13 protein-coding genes and 4 pseudogenes are annotated in these 16,896 nt (G+C 72.6%); 7 read left to right on the plus strand and 10 right to left on the minus strand.

The window, feature by feature from the left end:
* Positions 1 to 5 precede the first annotated feature (5 nt).
* Positions 6 to 377, plus strand: coding sequence for a low affinity iron permease family protein (locus ACIGG8_RS08315; protein WP_396546427.1), 372 nt, complete (start codon positions 6 to 8; stop codon positions 375 to 377).
* Positions 378 to 431: 54 nt separating this feature from the next.
* Here ACIGG8_RS08315 and ACIGG8_RS08320 read toward each other — a convergent pair.
* Positions 432 to 700 (minus strand): annotated as a pseudogene (locus tag ACIGG8_RS08320) (non-reducing end alpha-L-arabinofuranosidase family hydrolase); the annotation flags it as partial.
* A gap of 182 nt (positions 701 to 882) precedes the next feature.
* Here ACIGG8_RS08320 and ACIGG8_RS08325 point away from each other — a divergent pair.
* Positions 883 to 1,023, plus strand: a pseudogene (locus ACIGG8_RS08325) (endoglucanase); the annotation flags it as partial.
* Positions 1,024 to 1,202: 179 nt separating this feature from the next.
* On the opposite strand, the gene ACIGG8_RS08330 reads toward ACIGG8_RS08325, so the two are convergent.
* Both ACIGG8_RS08330 and ACIGG8_RS08335 read right to left on the minus strand, forming a co-directional pair.
* On the minus strand, positions 1,203 to 3,020 hold the full coding sequence (locus ACIGG8_RS08330; protein ID WP_396546428.1) for an RICIN domain-containing protein: 1,818 nt from the start codon (positions 3,018 to 3,020) through the stop codon (positions 1,203 to 1,205).
* 285 nt (positions 3,021 to 3,305) lie between these two features.
* On the minus strand, positions 3,306 to 4,106 hold the full coding sequence (locus tag ACIGG8_RS08335; protein WP_396546429.1) for a helix-turn-helix transcriptional regulator: 801 nt from the start codon (positions 4,104 to 4,106) through the stop codon (positions 3,306 to 3,308).
* Positions 4,107 to 4,207: 101 nt separating this feature from the next.
* Here ACIGG8_RS08335 and ACIGG8_RS08340 point away from each other — a divergent pair, with 101 nt between their 5' ends.
* On the plus strand, positions 4,208 to 5,023 hold the full coding sequence (locus tag ACIGG8_RS08340) for a phytanoyl-CoA dioxygenase family protein (RefSeq protein ID WP_396546430.1): 816 nt from the start codon (positions 4,208 to 4,210) through the stop codon (positions 5,021 to 5,023).
* The gene (locus tag ACIGG8_RS08345; RefSeq protein ID WP_396546431.1) at positions 5,020 to 5,352 is read left to right on the plus strand and encodes a hypothetical protein; all 333 of its coding nucleotides are present in this window, start codon (positions 5,020 to 5,022) and stop codon (positions 5,350 to 5,352) included. Before ACIGG8_RS08340 ends, ACIGG8_RS08345 begins: the two co-directional genes overlap by 4 nt.
* Before the next feature lie 184 nt (positions 5,353 to 5,536).
* On the opposite strand, the gene ACIGG8_RS08350 is transcribed toward ACIGG8_RS08345, so the two are convergent.
* Positions 5,537 to 6,988, minus strand: a complete 1,452-nt coding sequence (locus tag ACIGG8_RS08350) for a GH1 family beta-glucosidase (RefSeq protein WP_396546432.1) — start codon at positions 6,986 to 6,988, stop codon at positions 5,537 to 5,539.
* A 334-nt stretch (positions 6,989 to 7,322) separates the two neighbouring features.
* On the opposite strand from ACIGG8_RS08350, the gene ACIGG8_RS08355 reads away from it, so the two are divergent.
* Positions 7,323 to 8,372: a LacI family DNA-binding transcriptional regulator gene (locus ACIGG8_RS08355; RefSeq protein WP_396546433.1), complete on the plus strand. Its 1,050-nt coding sequence runs from the start codon at positions 7,323 to 7,325 to the stop codon at positions 8,370 to 8,372.
* A gap of 58 nt (positions 8,373 to 8,430) precedes the next feature.
* Here ACIGG8_RS08355 and ACIGG8_RS08360 read toward each other — a convergent pair.
* The 4 genes and pseudogenes from ACIGG8_RS08360 to ACIGG8_RS08375 form a co-directional block, all read right to left on the minus strand.
* Positions 8,431 to 8,871 (minus strand): annotated as a pseudogene (locus tag ACIGG8_RS08360) (glycoside hydrolase family 6 protein); the annotation flags it as partial.
* A gap of 44 nt (positions 8,872 to 8,915) precedes the next feature.
* Complete coding sequence (locus ACIGG8_RS08365) at positions 8,916 to 9,722, minus strand: hypothetical protein (RefSeq protein ID WP_396546434.1); 807 nt, start codon at positions 9,720 to 9,722, stop codon at positions 8,916 to 8,918.
* The gene (locus tag ACIGG8_RS08370; RefSeq protein WP_396546435.1) at positions 9,719 to 10,249 is read right to left on the minus strand and encodes a SigE family RNA polymerase sigma factor; all 531 of its coding nucleotides are present in this window, start codon (positions 10,247 to 10,249) and stop codon (positions 9,719 to 9,721) included. Before ACIGG8_RS08370 ends, ACIGG8_RS08365 begins: the two co-directional genes overlap by 4 nt.
* A 131-nt stretch (positions 10,250 to 10,380) precedes the next feature.
* Positions 10,381 to 10,935, minus strand: a pseudogene (locus ACIGG8_RS08375) (expansin EXLX1 family cellulose-binding protein); the annotation flags it as partial.
* Between the two features lie 578 nt (positions 10,936 to 11,513).
* On the opposite strand from ACIGG8_RS08375, the gene ACIGG8_RS08380 reads away from it, so the two are divergent.
* Both ACIGG8_RS08380 and ACIGG8_RS08385 read left to right on the plus strand, forming a co-directional pair.
* Positions 11,514 to 12,116 carry a carbonic anhydrase gene (locus ACIGG8_RS08380; RefSeq protein WP_396546436.1) on the plus strand — a complete coding sequence of 201 codons (603 nt, stop codon included), beginning with the start codon at positions 11,514 to 11,516 and terminating at the stop codon, positions 12,114 to 12,116.
* Between the two features lie 165 nt (positions 12,117 to 12,281).
* Positions 12,282 to 13,769 carry a SulP family inorganic anion transporter gene (locus ACIGG8_RS08385; RefSeq protein ID WP_396546437.1) on the plus strand — a complete coding sequence of 496 codons (1,488 nt, stop codon included), beginning with the start codon at positions 12,282 to 12,284 and terminating at the stop codon, positions 13,767 to 13,769.
* A gap of 252 nt (positions 13,770 to 14,021) precedes the next feature.
* Here ACIGG8_RS08385 and mmsB read toward each other — a convergent pair whose 3' ends face one another.
* Positions 14,022 to 15,257, minus strand: coding sequence for a multiple monosaccharide ABC transporter permease (gene mmsB, locus ACIGG8_RS08390; RefSeq protein WP_396546438.1), 1,236 nt, complete (start codon positions 15,255 to 15,257; stop codon positions 14,022 to 14,024).
* Between the two features lie 3 nt (positions 15,258 to 15,260).
* A complete protein-coding gene (mmsA, locus tag ACIGG8_RS08395; RefSeq protein ID WP_396546439.1) occupies positions 15,261 to 16,808 on the minus strand; it encodes a multiple monosaccharide ABC transporter ATP-binding protein in 1,548 nt (515 codons plus the stop codon).
* Positions 16,809 to 16,896 lie beyond the last annotated feature (88 nt).

Genomic DNA, 16,896 nt, shown 5'->3' on the forward strand with positions numbered 1-16,896 from the left:
GCGGTATGACGTTCCAGCACCCCGCGCGCAGACGCGGGGACGGGAAGCGCGGACGGTTCGAGAACTTCGCGGAACTGGCCTCGAACTTCACCAGTTCACCGGTCTTCGCGCTGCTGTGCCTCGCCCTGGTCGGCGTGTTCGTGGCCGTTCACGCGGCCGGGCTCTCGACGGAGTGGCAGGTCCTCGCGGGTGACGCGATGGCGGCCGTCACGCTCCTGCTGCTGGCGATGCTGAAGAACGCCGAGCGGCGTGCCGAACACGCCATCCAGCGCAAGCTCGACGCGATCGCCCGGGCGCTGCTCGAACAGCAGGAAGGAGAACGCGGGCAGGCCCACGAGGATCTGAAGGCGGCCGTCAGGATGGAGGAACGCCTGTAGCAGGGCGTCCGATCCACGCCGGGAAGGCCGGGACTGCCCACCGCCGCCCTCGGACTCACGCCCGTCGATGAGACGCGGATGCGGGCGGATGACGTACGGGGCCCCGCCACTCGGGGACTTGCCCTGGTACAGGAACTGCAGGTTGCCGGGGTCGATGGTCATGGTCTGGTCGGGGTTGTTGCGGACCAGGTCACCGTGGCTGATGTCGTTGGTCCAGGAGGCACCGCTGTTGGCTTGCCGGCGAAGGGGTTGCTCTCGCCGGCGGCCTGCGGGGTCCAGGAACCGTTCAGGCTGCCTGGCCACCGCCGACGGCACGCCCGTCCGGTTGTGGAGCTGCAGCGGCGGCCGGAACCAGCAGTGGACGCTCGGATGACCGAATGACCGAATGACCGAATGACCGAATGGCCGGATGACGCCGCGGTCACGGTCGGGCCCGGTGGCCCGGTCCGGCGGTGACCGCGCGGTCTGCCCGTCGTGCCGTCACGGCACGGCGGGCAGAGGCCGTGCCTGGCTGAGCGCCGGCACCATGGCCCGGCACCTGGCCGCAGCCGGGGTGAGCGGGACGCACGGGTTCTCGCTGAACGTGTCGAACTACCTGACCACCGCGGAGAACACCGCCTACGGCAACGCCGTCAACGCGGCCCTGAGGTCCGCGAAGGAACGACCAACCGTCCGGCTACGCGTCCGGCTACGCGTCCGGCTACGCGTCCGGCTACGCGTCCGGCTACGCGTCCGGGCCCGGTCCGCACGGACCGGGCCCGGACGCACGGGTGCGCGTCGAACCGCGGCCGCCGCGTCGGGGACGCTGCGGCCGGCCGCGTGCGTCTACTTGAGCGGCGTGCCGCCCGCGTTGCGGTACGCGATCGTCTTGTTGATCAGGTTTCCGCCGTCGGACTCGACCGCGGTCTGTTCCTGCTGCCCGGCGCCGAACAGGAGGGCGGCGACGTGGGCGTTCGCGACCTGGTCCATGTGCGCGAAGAACCAGTCGACCTTGTCGTCCTTGTAGTGGTTGACGGTGTTGTTCTGCGCCATGTTGCCCACGGGGACCTGCCACAGGACCACCGGCTTGCCGGCCGATTCGGCCATGGTCTTGTACCAGCCCAGTGCGGCGGTGGCCTTCTGGTCGTTCCAGAAGGTGTCACGGGCGCCGTTCTCGGGCTTGGCGTACCAGCCCGCGTCGCGGTCGGAGACGTCGGCGACCAGGAAGTCGGCGTTCTTCGCGCCGAGTTCCTGGTAGTCCTTGACGCATCCCTGCATGTTGGTCGTCCAGTCCCAGCAGGTGAGGTGGAGCCCGGCGCCGGTGTTCGGCGCGTACTTGTGGGCCATCGTGATCATGCACTGGGCGAGGCCGACGGCGCTGTTCTCCTGCGATCCGCAGTCGGTCGGGTTCGCGGCCTTGACCTGCGCGGCGACCTTGTGCGGATCGCCGAGCGAGCGGACGTAGCCCCAGAAGTCGGGCTCGATGTCGATCATGTCCTGCGAGGTGCCGATCTTCTGCAGGAAGAAGCGGTAGTCGTTCAGGTAACGGGTGAGCAGGTCGGCCCGGTTGATGGCGACGACCTCGCCCGGACCGTCGCCCTGGCCCGCCATGTCCCCGAGGTCGCGCAGCGAGTACCAGGTCCAAAAGTACTTCTGCGGGCGCGGCTTGCCCTGGTAGGTGGCCTGGGCCACGTGGTCGTCGCCCCAGGTCACGTAGAAACCGGGCGCCGTGGTCTCGCCGCTCCAGCAGCCCCACCAGCTCGACCACTCGGCCTTGCAGCGCGATGCCGTGTAGTAGTCCGAGGAGGGCGCGGGCCGGCTGTGCACGTAGTTGTACCGCACGTCGAAGGGCGCGGAGCTCGCCGCGGCGTCGTTCATCGAGCCGCCGATGAGCACCGTGCTGCTGCCCATGAAGCGGGTCGCCGAGCCGCCGCCGGTGCCATTGCCATTGCCATTGCCATTGCCACCGGCGGCCGGCGACGAGGCCGACGCCGACGGCGACGCCGAGGGCGGGCGGGTGCCGCTCGGAGCCTGGCTGGTCGGGACGCTTCCGCCCGGCCTGGCGGGCGTGGCGGACGCGGCAGGCGTGGTGGGCGCGGCGGTACCGCCGGAGCCCCCCGCGCCGCCGGTGTTGCCGACGCTTCCGGCCTGGACGAGTTGCCACTGCTGGTTGGCGCCGCCCCAGTCCCAGTACTGGGCGACGTGCCCCCCGTCGGCCTTGGCCCCGTCCTGGACCTCGACGGCCATGCCGCTGTGGCGGCTGATCAGGCGCACGTAGCCGTCCGACGACTTCTCCAGGCGGAACTGCTGGTTGGCGCCGTTCAGGTCGTGCCACTGCACCAGACCGGAGCCGGCGGTCTTCGACCAGCCGTAGTCGTCCAGCACGTTGCCGGAGTTCCGGTTCTGCAGCCGGTAGTACCCGTCACCCGCGTCGATGAACCGCCACTGCTGGTTGGCCCCGTCGTGGCGGGCCCACTGCACCACCGACGCGCCGTCGTTGGTGGCGGCGTGGAGACCGTCCAGCACCTCGCCGCTGTTGCGGTTGACCAGGACGTACCAGGCCTTCGTGTCCACGACTCCCGCCGAGGCCGTGTTGACCACGACCACGGAGCCGGCCACGATGCACAGCCCGACGGCCGCCCAGAGGCTCCGACGCTGGTACAACCGCCGGCGACGATGCGTCTGCCGCCGCCCCGGAAGGACCGAGCCGAACGACGGGCGGGCGCGGCCGCCGGCGGGAGTCGCCTCCGAGGGCGTGGGTGGCTGAGGGGACATGTCGGTGCTCTCTTTCGGTCGCTGCCTCTGACCGGCCCGCCTGGCCGGACAACACCTGGTTGTCACCGGCCCCGGAAAGGTTGCCGCTGCCGCGAGACCTCCTTCCGGCCGCCGCGCGCCGGGCTGCCGGTGCCCGGGGTCGGCCGGTGGAAGCGCCCGGCGCCGGGTGGGTGGCTACGGGGCGGGCGGGCCGTCCGGGCGAGGGCGGGCGGTGCGGATGGTGCGGGGGGAGGCGCCGAGTTCGCGGCGGCAGGCCTTGTTGAAGGCCTGGAGGTCGGGGATGCCGACGGAGGCGGCGATCGCGGGGATGGAGAGGGTGGTGGCGCGCAGGAAGTGGCGTGCGCGCTCCATCCGGCGGGCGCGGACGTAACCGACGACGGTTCCGCCGGTGGCGACGCGGAACAGCCGGGTGAGGTGGTTGTGCGAGACCCCGACGGCGCGGGCGATCTCGGGGACGGTGAGGGGCTCGGCGAGTCGCGCCTCGATCAGGGAGGTGGCGGCGGCGACGGCCGGGTGGACGGCCGGGGTGCCGGGCTCGCCGGGAGGGGTGAGCACCGCGATCCGCCACAGCGCGGACCAGACCTCGGCGGCGGCCCGGGCGGGGGTGTGCGGCCAGGCGGCCACGGCCTGGCGGAACCGGGCGGTGAGCGGGTCGAGTTCGGCTCCGGCGGGCTGGATCACGGGGATCCGGTGCGGGGCGCCGGCGGTGCGGAGGCGCAGGTGGACGTAGAAGTGCTCGGAGCGGCTGCGGTAGCGGTAGCGGACCTCGGAGCCGGGCGGCACCAGGCTGACGTGGCCGGGCCGGATGCCGTGCGGGGTGCCGTCCACCGTGAGGTCGGCGTGGTAGCGGTAGAGGTGGAGTTGCCACAGGTCCGGCAGCGAGAACACGTCCACGTGGCCGGCCGGTCCGTGCACGCCGATGCCGACGTCGGCGAGCGCCGGTGGCTCGTCGAGACGGGCGAGGACTGTCTGCATGGGCACGAGTTGTACCACTCGCCGGCGATGGTGAGAACGGACCAGTAGAGGGTGAACCCGGCCCACGCGGAGGCGCGTCGGCCGGATCTAGCGTGGCGGCCATGGAGAAGACGGAAGTACTGCTGTCATCGGTGCAGATGGCGCGCTTCGTGGCGCGGGGATCGCTGCGGCTGGATGCCGTGGTTCCGGCGGAGACGAACGCCGAGGGCCTGGCGGTCCTGGCGGCGGGCGTGCCGGACGTGCCGTACGGAACGCCGGTGTCGCAGGCGTACGCGGAGGGCTCGTTCGTCCGCCGCCTGCTGGAACTGCCGCAGGTGGCCGGGGCGTTGCGCAGCCTGGTCGGCACGGAGCCGTGGGTGGACCACCACGCGGTGCACATCCGCGAGCCGCACGGCGGTGCGGCGCAGGCGCTGCACGGGGACGCGATCATCGACGTCCGGCCGGACGCGTTCGACGTGCAGCTGATGTACTACCCGCAGGACGTGACGCTGGAGATGGGCGGAACGCTCAGCGTGCCGGGCAGCCACCTGCGGCGGACCAACGAGTCCGACACCGGCCGCTACCAGAACCTGCGCGGCCAGGACCGCCTGGTCTGCCCCGCCGGGACGGTGGTGTTTCTGCACCACGGCCTGTGGCACGGCGGCCGTCGCAACGACAGCGACACCGTCCGCTACATGTTCAAGATCCGCTTCAACCCGAGGGTCCGCCAGCAGCTGCTGTGGGACACCTCCGACCTCCACGACCCGCAGGTGAACACGGAGTTGGACGCGGTCCTCCCGTGGTACGAGTGGGCCACCGGCCGGCTGGAGCGGTACAACCGCATCCTGCTCTGGCGGGAGCTGACCGGAAACCCGGGCTACGACCTCGACCACTGGGTGACCAGGGTCTCCAACCGCCCGAAGGAGACGGTGGCATGACGACCGCGACGACCCCCGGCGCACGGACCGGCGAGGCCGTGGTGCTGCGCCAGCAGGTGCTCGTGCTGTACCTGGCCGACTCCCGGCTGGACTCGCACGTGGTCGGCTGGACGCGCTACGACGGCACCGGCCGCACCTCACCCACCACCGGCGACAGCGACGAACCGCCGTACGGGAGCGGGGTGGGGGCGCTCCAGGACGGCTGGCGGCTGTTCCAGGCCGCGCAGTTGATCCCGCCCTACCCGGGCCACGAGTACGACGTCTCCTTCCTCAAGCACGAGTACTTCTTCGAGCGGATCGTGAACGTCCGGGAGCCGGACGCCCGGTGACCCGGCCGGAGGCCCCGCGTCCCGTGCGGACGGGGTCCTGTTCCTTCTCTCTGCCCGCCGTTCGGTGAGCGGTTCGAGCGAGGGGACGCGGCCGCGTGCGAGGGCCGGCCGGGCGGCCGGTGCCGGGTGGTCCGCCCGGCACCGGCCGCGTCCGCACGACCCCCGCAGAGCTTCCGCGGAGGCGCTACCCGCCGGCCGGCGGGTGCAGCTCGCCGCTCCGGGCCACCCGGGCGTACCAGCGGGCGCTGGACTTGGGGGTGCGGGTCAGGGTGGGGTAGTCGACGTGGACCAGGCCGAAGCGCTTGTCGTAGCCGTACGCCCACTCGAAGTTGTCCAGCAGGGACCAGGCGAAGTAGCCGCGCACGTCCGCGCCGTCGCCCGTCGCGCGGTGGACGGCCGCCAGGTGGGCGTGGAGGTAGGCGGTGCGTTCCGGGTCGTGGACCGTGCCGTCCTCGCCGACCTCGTCCTCGTAGGCGGCGCCGTTCTCGGTGACCATCAGCGGCAGGTCGGGGTGGCGGTGGGCGAGGTCGGTCAGCAGCTGGTGCAGGCCGGTGGGGTCGACGGCCCAGTCCATCGCGGTCCGCTCGCCCGGTGCCGGGTGGAAGCCGATCCGGTCCGCGCCCGGCCAGGGCGAGGCGGTGCCGCCGCCGTGGCCGTCCGCGCGGGCGGGGGCGGCGTCCTCGGCGGTCGCGGAGACGACGGTGGGCATGTAGTAGTTGACGCCCAGCCAGTCCAGGGGCTGGTGGATCTCCTTCTCGTCGCCGGCCCGGAGGAAGGACCAGTCGGTGAGGTGGGCGGTGTCGGCGAGCAGGTCCGCCGGGTAGGCGCCCTCCAGCATCGGGCCGAGGAAGACCCGGTTGCCGACGGCGTCGATCCGGCGCACGGCGTCCCGGTCGGCGGCGGCCGGGGTGAGCGGGCGCAGTGCGTGCAGGTTGAGCGAGACGGACACCTGCGCGTCGGCGGGCAGCACGCCGCGCAGCGCCGTGACGGCGAGGCCGTGCCCGAGGTTGAGGTGGTGGGCGGCGCGCAGGGCGGCCACCGGATCGGTGCGGCCGGGGGCGTGGACGCCGGAACCGTAGCCGAGGAAGGCGCTGCACCAGGGCTCGTTGAGGGTGGTCCAGTGGCCGACCCGGTCGCCGAGCGCCTCGCCCACCAGTGCGGCGTAGGCGGCGAACCGCTCGGCGGCCCTGCGTTCGGCCCAGCCGCCGGCGGTCTCCAGCTCCTGCGGGAGGTCCCAGTGGTAAAGCGTGGCGACGGGGGTGATGCCGTGGGAGAGCAGTTCGTCCGCGAGGCGGCGGTAGAAGTCCAGGCCCTGCTGCACGGCGGGGCCGTGGCCGGTGGGCTGGACGCGCGGCCAGGAGACGGAGAAGCGGTAGGCGGTCAGGCCGAGTTCGGCCATCAGCCGGACGTCCTCGCGGAAGCGGTGGTAGTGGTCGACCGCGACCTCGCCGGTGTGGCCCTGGAAGACCTTGCCAGGGGTGCGGCAGAAGGTGTCCCAGATCGAGGCGGTGCGGCCGTCCTCGGCGGCGGCCCCCTCCACCTGGTAGGCGGAGGTGGCCGCGCCCCAGAGGAAGCCGGCCGGGAACCGGGGCGGCGCGGTGGTGGCTGGGAGGGCGCGGGAGGGGGGAACGGGCACGGGCTGCTCCAACGGTGAGGGGGTACGGCGTTCCGGAGGCGGTGGAGATCATGCCGATGGTGAAGGTGTTGCCCAGGGCGTTCCGGAGGTAGGCGCTGTTCCGCGGGTCGGTGATGCCGGGGCACGCCGGTGGAGGCCCCCGAAGACGGCGTGGGAGCGCTCCCATGTCATGCCGGAAGGTTCCTGCCTCAGCTGATCCGGCGTCAAGGGATGAGGCCGAACTGCCCGGGGGCGCCCGCCGGTCGGCCGGTCCACGCCATCCCGGACCCGGGCGAACCATGGCGGCGCCGCGCCCCGGTGACCTACGATCGCCTGCCAGACGGGCGCGAGACCGATGGCGGCGACGGAAGGCGCGTGGGCAGTGGGCGGACGGCAGAGCGGAAGGCCGACCCTGGAGGAGGTCGCGGCCCGGGCCGGGGTCGGGCGCGGCACGGTGTCGCGGGTGATCAACGGGTCGTCGCGGGTCAGCGAACAGGCGAAGGAGACGGTGGGCCGGGCCATAGCGGAGCTGGGCTACGTGCCCGACCGGGCGGCCCGGGCGCTGGCCGGCAGCCGGACGGACGCGGTCGCGCTGGTCGTTCCGGAGAGCGAGGCCCGGCTGTTCGCGGAACCGTACTTCCTGGACATCATCCGCGGCGTGAGCGCCGAACTCGGCTCGGCGGACAAGCAGTTGCTGCTCACGCTGATCCGCACCGAGCAGGAGCGGCAGCGCTTCGAGCAGTACCTCGCCGCCCAGCGGGTGGACGGCGTGCTGCTGGTCTCGGTCCACCGGGACGACCCGCTGCCCGACCAGGTGCGCGCGCTGGGTCTGCCGACCGTGCTGAACGGGCGCCGTTCGCCGCACGAGCCGGTGGCGTACGTCGACTCCGACAACGTGGGGGCCGGCCGTTCGGCGGTGGAGCACCTGGCCGGGCGCGGGCGGCGTCGCATCGCCACCATCACCGGCCCGTCGGACATGGACGCCGCCGAGGGCCGGCTGGCCGGCTACCGCCAGGGGCTGGCGGCGGCCGGACTGCCGGCGGACGAGGGCCTCGTCGCCGTCGGGGACTTCACGGAGGACGGCGGCCGCCGGGCGATGCGGGAGCTGCTGGCGCGCTGCCCGGACCTGGACGCGGTGTTCGCCGCCTCCGACCTGATGGCGGTGGGCGCCCTCGCCGTCCTGCGGGCCAGGGGCCTGGACGTGCCCGGCGACGTCGCGCTGGTGGGCGTCGACGACTCGCCGGTGGCCCGCCACCTCGATCCGCCGCTGACCACCGTCCGCCAGCCGATCGAGCAGATGGGCCGCACGATGGCCGGACTCCTGCTGCGGCAGATCGCGGGTGAGGACGTGGAGCCGTCCCGCCTGGTGCTGCCGACGGAGCTGGTGGTGCGGCGGTCCTCCTGACCCGCGGGCCGTCCGGAGCCACGCGGGGCTCCGGACGGCCGGGGCGCTGACCGCCGGGTCACAGCGCCGGGTAGGCGTTCCTCAGCAGCTCCTGGAACTGGGCGGAGAACCACTCGCCGGACAGCGGCGCGTCCGGCAGCGCACCGGACATGTGGTTGTTGTTCCTCGGGTTGCCGGTGTACGTCGGGTCGCACATCCCGTCGAAGCCCTTGCCGTCGTTGTTCGGGATCTGCTTGCCGGCCCCGTCCGACTCACCCGGAGGCTTCATCCAGACGTACGCGTCGATCCCCGGCGCCGGGGCGGCCTGCGGCCGTTCGCCGAGGCCCGCGCCCGCCTGGTTGCACCAGTTGCCGGTGTTCAGCCGCCGGTCGTACCGCCCGCCGTCGACGTAGGCGTCGACGCTCGTCCGCGGCCCGGGCCCGGACGGCCGGGCTGCGCCGCCCCAGCCGTTGCGCGAGGTGTCGATCAGCATGCCGAGCTTGGGGTCGAAGCCGTGTGAGCGTGCACACGGACCGCTTCCGGATCAACCCTCCGTCGGCCCCCTCAGCGCCCCGGGGGGAAGCCTCCCCAGACGGACGCGGAACCGCCCGCGGACTGGGCGTCGACCCGGTAACCGTCGTTCGCGGAACCGCGCACGCCGGTGGCGTGGTTGTACTGGCCGGCGAACTCGTGCTGCCCGGCCGGAACGGTACGGCCCGGCTTGAGCACCCAGCGGTAGACCAGTGCGCCGCCGGTCTCCTGGACGGTCACGGTGAAGTCGTCGACGGGCAGCGTCCGCCAGTTGCCGGTGTCGCGCACGTCGCCGGTCTGCGCGATGCGCAGTTCGACGGTGAGCGAGGTGAGCGGCTGGGTGGTCCTGAGGGTGAGGTTGCTCTGGGCCCAGAAGACGGTGCTGTGCGGGTCGATCGACGCCTCCGACCACAGCGGGCCGTTCTGGGCCCGGCTGCTCGCCGACGGGGTCGGTCGCGGGCCGGTCGGCGTGCCGGTCGGGGCGCCGGTGGGCGGCGCGGGGGTCGCCGGTGCCGGGGCGGCGGGCGGGGGAGCGGAGCGCGTCGGCGTCGGCGTCGGTTCGACCGTCGGCGAGGGGGTGGCCGGTGCGGTGGTGACGGTGTCCGACGGCGTCGGGGTCCAGGAGCCGATGCCGGCCATGGCGAGTCCGCCGGTGGCCAGGGCGCCGACGGCGGCGAGGCCGGCGAGCGCGACCTTGGGCCATGACCGCAGGCCCGACCGTGCGCGGTGACGGACGGCGGGACCGGCCGCGCCGCGCTGCACGCGGGCCAGCATCCGTGCGCGATCGGGCTGGTGGGCCTCGGCGGCCTCGCGCAGCTGCCGGGTGATGTGCTCGTTCACCGGTTCCTCCTTCCTGCGGTCAGTTCGCCGACGGCTCGTGCGCCGAGTGCTCTCTCCAGCTCGGCCATCCCCTTCGAGGTCTGGCTCTTCACCGTACCGACCGATGTGCCCAGCGCCGCGGCGGTGTCCTTCTCCGAGAGGTCGAAGGCGTGCCGCAGCACCACGCACGCCCGCTTCCGGAACGGTAGCCGGGCGAGCGCCGCCCGGACGTCCAGCACGGCCGCCACGTCCGGTCCGTCGGTCCTCTCGGGGCTGCGGGTCCAGAACAGCAGGACCCTGCGGCGTTCGCGGACCGCGCTGCGGATCCGCTCGCGGGCCATGTTGGCGACCACCCCGCGGGCGTAGGCGAGGGGGTGGTCGGCCGCGCGGAGCCGGTCCCAGCGTTGCCACAGCGCGAGCAGGGCGTCCGCGGCGAGGTCGTCGGCCGCGTCCGCCTCGCCGGTCAGGAGGTACGCGAGACGGGCGAGTTCGGCGTAGTGGCGGTCGAAGAAGTCGTGGAATTCCGCGGAGGTGTCATCGAGGAGCATTTCCCCCGGTCTCCCTCTCCCTGCAATGTGAGCGTTAACAATCGGCGTGAGCGTAGCAGTGCCAGCTTCCGGGGCGACGCGGTGCCCACCCCGGAGGGGTGCGACCGGCCGTCGACGGAAGGGTGTCGCGGTCAATGCCGGGCGAACTGCACACGCGTGGGCTGGGCGACGTCCGGCTTCACCGCGATCCCGTCGACGGTCAGCTGCTCCCCGTAGACGTCGGTGACCCTGATCGCCCCACCGCACCCGCCGCCGTCGGGGGAGAGGAAGTAGTTGTAGTCGGTGCGCGACAACCGTCGCCAACCGCCGCCGCTCCGGACCTCCAGCGTGGCCACCGGGTTCCGGTGCCCGATCACCTGGATCCCGCACCACCACTGGGTGGACCCGGTCTTGTGCCGGACCGACACGGTGTCCGGAGCGCTGCCGGGGCTCAGCAGCGTCCAGGTGATCGGCAGCCGGCCCACCGAGAGCTCGGCGAGCTCGGCGAAGGCCTCGTGGCTCAGGTCGAGCTGCCCGGGCGCGCAGGGCAGCGGGCACTCGTTGACGATCCGCACCGTGATGCTCGCCCCGCCGGCGGCGCGGACGAGCACGTACGCTCCGCAGGCACGGGACACCTCGTAGTCGGCGTGGTTCATCGCCGCGACCATGAGGTCGCCGGACGGGCCGAACGAGCACGCGCCGTTGCCCGGGAGCAGTGCGAGGGACAGGCACAGAAGCACCCCGACGGCCGCCAGTGCCGGCGGAATCGCCACGACCAGTCCTTGCCGTCGCCGTGCCCGCGGGTCGGCGTGCTTCGTTGCCCTCATGCCCATCCAGTTCGGTAGATCGAGTCGACGTTGCACCACTCGGTGGCCACCGGAGACGGAAAGGTTGCCGCCCGATCGGGAAATCTTCGACCGGCCGGACCGTGAGTCGGAGGCGGCGGGCGGACCGCCGGACCACCGGGACGGCTCGTGCGTCCGGGGGGCGGCCTTCCGGAGCGGAAGGCCCCATGCCGCTCAGGGCAACAGGATGTTAACCAGATCGGCACACGTTGCGCCCGGAACGCGTCTTTACTCTTCCCATGGGCGTGCTTTACTCGCTCTTGACGCGTCATCAGGTCGCCGGACCGGCACCGACGACGACGCGGCCCAGCGGCGTGCCGCACCCGTCGCACCCGTCGCGGACGCGCGCTTCCGCCCGGAGCACACCGTTCCGAGGCACCGCCCCGTCCATCACCCCTTCGGCCGAAGCCGCAGGGGGCACAAAGGAGGCACCAACCCCCATGGATCCGCTGATCGACCGGGCCCGGGCCTTTCCGCAGCGCGCCGGCGACACCGGCCGGGAACTCACCGGCCTCGCCGCAGGCCAGGCACCCCAGGCCCTCTTCATCACCTGCTCGGACTCCCGCGTGGTGCCCGCGCTGATCACCAACGCCGACCCCGGGGACCTCTTCGAACTCCGTACCGCGGGCAACATCGTCCCCGCCTACCGGGCCGACCGCGCCTCGGGCGAGACCGCCACCATCGAGTACGCCGTCGAGGTGCTCGGTGTCCGCGACATCGTGGTCTGCGGCCACTCGCACTGCGGCGCCGTCGGAGCCGTGGTCCGCGGGGAGGACCTCAGCGTCGTTCCCGCTGTCCGGGCCTGGTTGCGCCAGGCCGACCCGGCCGAACTCGGCGCGGACGGGGCCGACGTGTTCGACCCCACCGTCGCCGGACCGGTGCAGCGCCACGTCCTCGCCCAGCTGGACCGGCTGCGCGGCTACCCGGCCGTGGCCCGGCGGCTGCGGGAGGGCGGGATCCGGCTGCACGGCTGGTTCTACGAGATCCACACCGGGCTGGTGCTCGCCCACCGGCCCGACGCGGACCTCTTCCTTCCGCTGTGAAGCCCCGTGAAGCCTCGCGAAGTCGCCGTGAACCCGTCGTGAAGCCGCCGTGAACCGGGCTGTCCCTCCGGTGAACGCTCACACTCCTCCCCGCCCCCGCCCCGGCGCCGCCGCCACCACCTTCCGGACCGACACCGTCCGCACCGCTACTCTCCCGAGGACCCGATGACCCGTCGTCCCGCCCTTCGGCTGAGCACTCTGCGCTCTGACCTCCCCGCTTCCGTCGTCGTCTTCCTGGTCGCGCTCCCACTGTGCGTGGGCGTCGCCGTCGCCTCCGGCGTGCCGGCCGAACTCGGCCTGATCACCGGCATCGTGGGTGGCGTGCTGACCGGACTTATGCCCGGCAGCAGCCTCCAGGTGTCCGGCCCCGCCGCCGGCCTGACCGTGCTGGTCTTCGCCGCCGTCCAGGAGCACGGTCTCGCCACCCTCGGCGTCGTCACCGCCGCGGCCGGCCTGCTCCAACTCGCCATGGGCGCGGCCCGACTCGGCCGACTCTTCCGGGCGATATCCGTCTCCGTGGTCCAGGGGATGCTCGCCGGAATCGGCCTCGTCCTGATCGCCGGTCAGCTCTACGCCCTGGCCGACGCCAAGGGTCCGGGCGACGGCCTCGCCAAACTGGCCGGCCTCCCGGGCCTGGCCGCCGAGGTCGCCGGGAGCCCGCACGCCCGCGCCGCCGTCGTGATCGGCGCCGGTACGGTGGCGGTCCTGCTGCTCTGGACACGCCTGCCCGCCCGCGTCCGGGTGGTGCCCGCACCGCTCGCCGCCGTCGCCGCCGCGACGGCCGCCACCGCCCTGTTCGACCTGCCCGTCGCCCGGGTCCGGGTGGCCGGCCTCGCCGGGGTGGTCCACCTGCCCGGCGGCTCCGACCTCGCGGCGCTCGGCAGCGTCGGCGTCCTCGGTACGGCGCTCGCGTTCGCGCTGATCGCCTCGGCCGAGAGCCTGTTCAGCGCCGCGGCCGTGGACCGCCTGCACGACGGCCCGCGCACGGACTACGACCGCGAACTGCTCGCCCAGGGCGTCGGCAACACCGTCTGCGGATTCCTCGGCGCGCTCCCGATGACCGCCGTGATCGTGCGCAGCGCCGCCAATGTGCAGGCCGGCGCCCGCACCAAGGCCTCCCGGGTGCTGCACGGACTGTGGCTGCTGCTCTTCGCCGCACTGTTCCCCGCCGCGCTCTCCGCGATCCCGCTCGCGGCCCTGGCCGGCGTGCTGGTGCACGCCGGCGCCAAGCTGGTCCCGGTCCGCACGCTGCGCCCGCTCTGGCGGGCCGATCGCGGCGAGGCGGCGATCCTGACGGTCACCGCGCTGGCCGTCGTGGTGACCAACCTGCTCGAAGGCGTGCTGCTCGGCCTGCTCCTGGCGGTGCTCAAGAGCGCCTGGGACACCTCTCACCTGCACATCGCGGTCACCGATCCGGCCGACGGTGCCGTCCGGGTGACCCTGCACGGGAACGCCACCTTCCTCCGGCTGCCCCGGCTGCTGGAGACCCTGGAATCCCTGGAGGAACTGCCCGCGGACCGCCCGGTCAGGCTCGACCTCTCCGGCGTGCGCCACCTCGACCACGCGTGCCGCAGCGCCCTGGAGCTGTGGCAGGAGCGCCACAACCGCAGCGGCTGCGCCGAGTTGGTCGGGCTCCCGGCCGCGGCGGGCTGAGCGGAGGCCCGGCTCCGGCAGGTGGGCGGGCTGTCCGGCGGTCCGGACGTGCCGATTCGGCACGGGCTGGAGAGGATGCCGGCCTACCTGCCGGTGGGGGCTCACATCGTGACCTCCGGGACGGGCGGGGCCCCGGGGCCGGGGACCCGCAGGACGCTGGAGACCGCGGAGGGGAGACGAACGGGCGGGGAACGGCACGGCGCCCACGTTTCACCGTGCTGTTCCCCGCCCGCGTTCGGGGGGCAGGCCGCGTCAGGAACCGGCCTTGCGCTTGTTGTAGACGTCGAAACCGACGGCCGCGAGGAGCACCAGGCCCTTGATGACCTGCTGGTAGTCGGTGCCGACGCCGACGAGCGACATGCCGTTGTTCAGCACGCCCAGGACCAGGCCGCCGATGATCGCTCCGAGGACGGTGCCCACGCCGCCGCTGGCGGAGGCGCCGCCGATGAAGGCGGCGGCGATGGCCTCCAGTTCGAAGTTGATGCCGGCCTGCGGCGTGCCGGCGTTGAGCCGTGCCGCGAAGACCAGTCCGGCGAGCGCCGCGAGGACGCCCATGTTGGTGAAGGCGAGGAAGACGACGCGCTTGCTCTTCACCCCGGAGAGCTTGGCCGCGGCCTCGTTGCCGCCGATCGCGTAGGTGTGCCGCCCGATGATCGAGTTGCGCATCAGGTAGCCGAAGCCGACCAGCAGGGCGCCGAGGATCAGCAGGACGATCGGCACACCGTGGTAGCTGGCCAGCAGCAGCGTGAACACCAGCACGGCGGCCGTGATCACGGCGAGCTTGGCCAGGAACAGCCCGAGCGGGAGCACCTCCAGCCCGTACGAGGCGGTCCGGCGCCGCCCGCGCAGCTCCTGGACGACGGCGACGGCCAGCACCGCGAGGCCCAGCAGCAGGGTGAGGTTGTGGTAGTCGGTGTGCGGGCCGACCTCCGGGAGGAAGCCGCTGCTGATGTTCTGGAAGCCCTTGGGGAACGGGGCGACCGACTGGCCCTGCAGGAGGATCTGGGTGCCGCCGCGGAAAAGCAGCATGCCCGCCAGGGTGACGATGAAGGACGGGATCCCGAGGTAGGCGATCCAGAAGCCCTGCCAGGCGCCGGCGAGGGCCCCGATCACCAGTGCCGCGATCAGGGCCACCGGCCAGGGCAGGTGGTGCTTGACCATCATCACGGCGGCGGCCGCGCCGACGAAGGCCGCGAGCGATCCGACCGACAGGTCGATGTGCCCGGCGATGATGACGATCATCATGCCGATCGCCAGGATGAGGATGTAGCCGTTCTGCTGGATCAGGTTGGTGATGTTGAGCGGCTGGAGCAGGATGCCGTCCGTCCAGATCTGGAACAGCACCACGATCAGGGCCAGCGCGACCAGCATGCCGTACTGGCGCACGTTGCCGCGCAGCGCGCCGGCCAGGGCGGAGCCGATGGACCGGCTCGGGCCGGCCTGCGGCGCCTTCGGGGACGCATCCGGGATGATCTCGGTCGGGGCCATGCCTCACACCTGCTCGTTGCTGGATGCGGTGCTCATGGTCATGAGCCGCATGAGGTTTTCCTGGGTGGCCTCGGCGCGGGCGACCTCGCCGGTGATCCGGCCTTCGGCCATCGTGTAGATCCGGTCGCACAGGCCCAGGAGTTCGGGGAGTTCGGACGAGATGACGAGCACGGCCTTGCCCTGGGCGGCCAGCTCGGCGATGACCGTGTAGATCTCCGCCTTGGCGCCGACGTCGATGCCCCGGGTGGGCTCGTCGAGGATCAGCACCTCCGGTTCGGCGAAGATCCACTTGCTGAGGACGACCTTCTGCTGGTTGCCGCCGCTGAGCGTGCCGGTCCGGGTGAACACCGTCGGGGCCTTGATGTTCATGGTCCGCCGGAACGATTCGGCGACCCTGCTCTCCGCGTGCCGGTCGACCCGGCCGTACCGGGCGACCTTGCCGAGCGCGCTCAGCGAGATGTTCCGGCTGATGTCGTCGATGAGGTTCAGACCGAAGTGCTTGCGGTCCTCGGTGACGTAGGCGATGCCGTGCCCGATCGCCTCCGGCACCGTCCGGGTGCGGATCTCCCGGCCGTGCAGCCGCACCCGCCCGCCGCTCCACCGCCCGTACGAGCGGCCGAAGACGCTCATCGCGAGTTCCGTGCGGCCGGCGCCCATCAGCCCGGCGATGCCGACGATCTCGCCGCGCCGCACGTTCAGCGAGGCGCCGTCCACGACGGTGCGCTGCTGGTCGATCGGGTGCCGGACGGTCCAGTCCTCGACCTCGAAGGCGACCTCGCCGATCTCGGGAGTGCGCTCGGGATAGCGGTGTTCCAGGTCCCGGCCGACCATGCCGCGGATGATCCGGTCCTCGGAGATGCCCTCCGGGCCGATCGCGATCGTCTCGATGGTCCGTCCGTCGCGCAGGATGGTCACGGAGTCGGCGACCCGGGCGATCTCGTTCAGCTTGTGCGAGATGATGATGCAGGAGATCCCCTGCGCCTTGAGTTCGAGGATCAGGTCGAGCAGCTTGCGGCTGTCCTCGTCGTTCAGCGCGGCGGTCGGCTCGTCCAGGATGAGCAGCTTGACCTTCTTGGCGAGCGCCTTGGCGATCTCGACCAGCTGCTGCTTGCCCACACCGAGGTCCGCGACCCGGGTGTGCGGGCTCTCGTCCAGGCCTACCTGGCGCAGCAGTTCGGCGGCGTGGGTGAGCGTGCGGTGCCAGCTGATGATGCCCCGGGTGGCGTGCTCGTTGCCCAGGAAGACGTTCTCGGCGACGGACAGGTACGGCACCAGGGCCAGTTCCTGGTGGATGATGACGATGCCGCGCTGCTCGCTGGCCCGGATGTCCCTGAACCGGCAGGGCTCGCCCTCGAAGAGGATCTCGCCCTCGTAACCGCCGTGCGGGTGGACGCCGCTGAGCACCTTCATCAGGGTGGACTTGCCGGCGCCGTTCTCACCGCAGATGGCGTGCACCTCACCGGCGGCGACGCTCAGGTTGACCTCGGAGAGCGCCTTGACGCCGGGGAACGACTTGCTGATCGACCGCATTTCGAGAACCGGTCCAGCCATGGTGTGCTTCCGTATCGTTCGGGGTGGTGCGGTGGGGGAGGAGGCCCCGGGCTCGGTGAGCCCGGGTTCCGCACCGCGGGTGTCGGCG

The sequence above is a fragment of the Kitasatospora sp. NPDC085464 genome, from assembly GCF_044541955.1.
Classification (GTDB): Bacteria; Actinomycetota; Actinomycetes; order Streptomycetales; family Streptomycetaceae; genus Kitasatospora.

Bases quoted from the DNA above. Each gene is read 5' to 3' on its own strand.
- ACIGG8_RS08315 (WP_396546427.1), top strand. From the start codon at position 6: ATGACGTTCCAGCACCCCGCGCGCAGACGCGGGGACGGGAAGCGCGGA.
- ACIGG8_RS08380 (WP_396546436.1), top strand. From the start codon at position 11,514: ATGGATCCGCTGATCGACCGGGCCCGGGCCTTTCCGCAGCGCGCCGGC.
- mmsB (WP_396546438.1), bottom strand. From the start codon at position 15,257: ATGGCCCCGACCGAGATCATCCCGGATGCGTCCCCGAAGGCGCCGCAG.
- ACIGG8_RS08385 (WP_396546437.1), top strand. From the start codon at position 12,282: ATGACCCGTCGTCCCGCCCTTCGGCTGAGCACTCTGCGCTCTGACCTC.
- ACIGG8_RS08335 (WP_396546429.1), bottom strand. From the start codon at position 4,106: ATGCAGACAGTCCTCGCCCGTCTCGACGAGCCACCGGCGCTCGCCGAC.
- ACIGG8_RS08340 (WP_396546430.1), top strand. From the start codon at position 4,208: ATGGAGAAGACGGAAGTACTGCTGTCATCGGTGCAGATGGCGCGCTTC.
- ACIGG8_RS08345 (WP_396546431.1), top strand. From the start codon at position 5,020: ATGACGACCGCGACGACCCCCGGCGCACGGACCGGCGAGGCCGTGGTG.
- mmsA (WP_396546439.1), bottom strand. From the start codon at position 16,808: ATGGCTGGACCGGTTCTCGAAATGCGGTCGATCAGCAAGTCGTTCCCC.
- ACIGG8_RS08370 (WP_396546435.1), bottom strand. From the start codon at position 10,249: ATGCTCCTCGATGACACCTCCGCGGAATTCCACGACTTCTTCGACCGC.
- ACIGG8_RS08355 (WP_396546433.1), top strand. From the start codon at position 7,323: ATGGCGGCGACGGAAGGCGCGTGGGCAGTGGGCGGACGGCAGAGCGGA.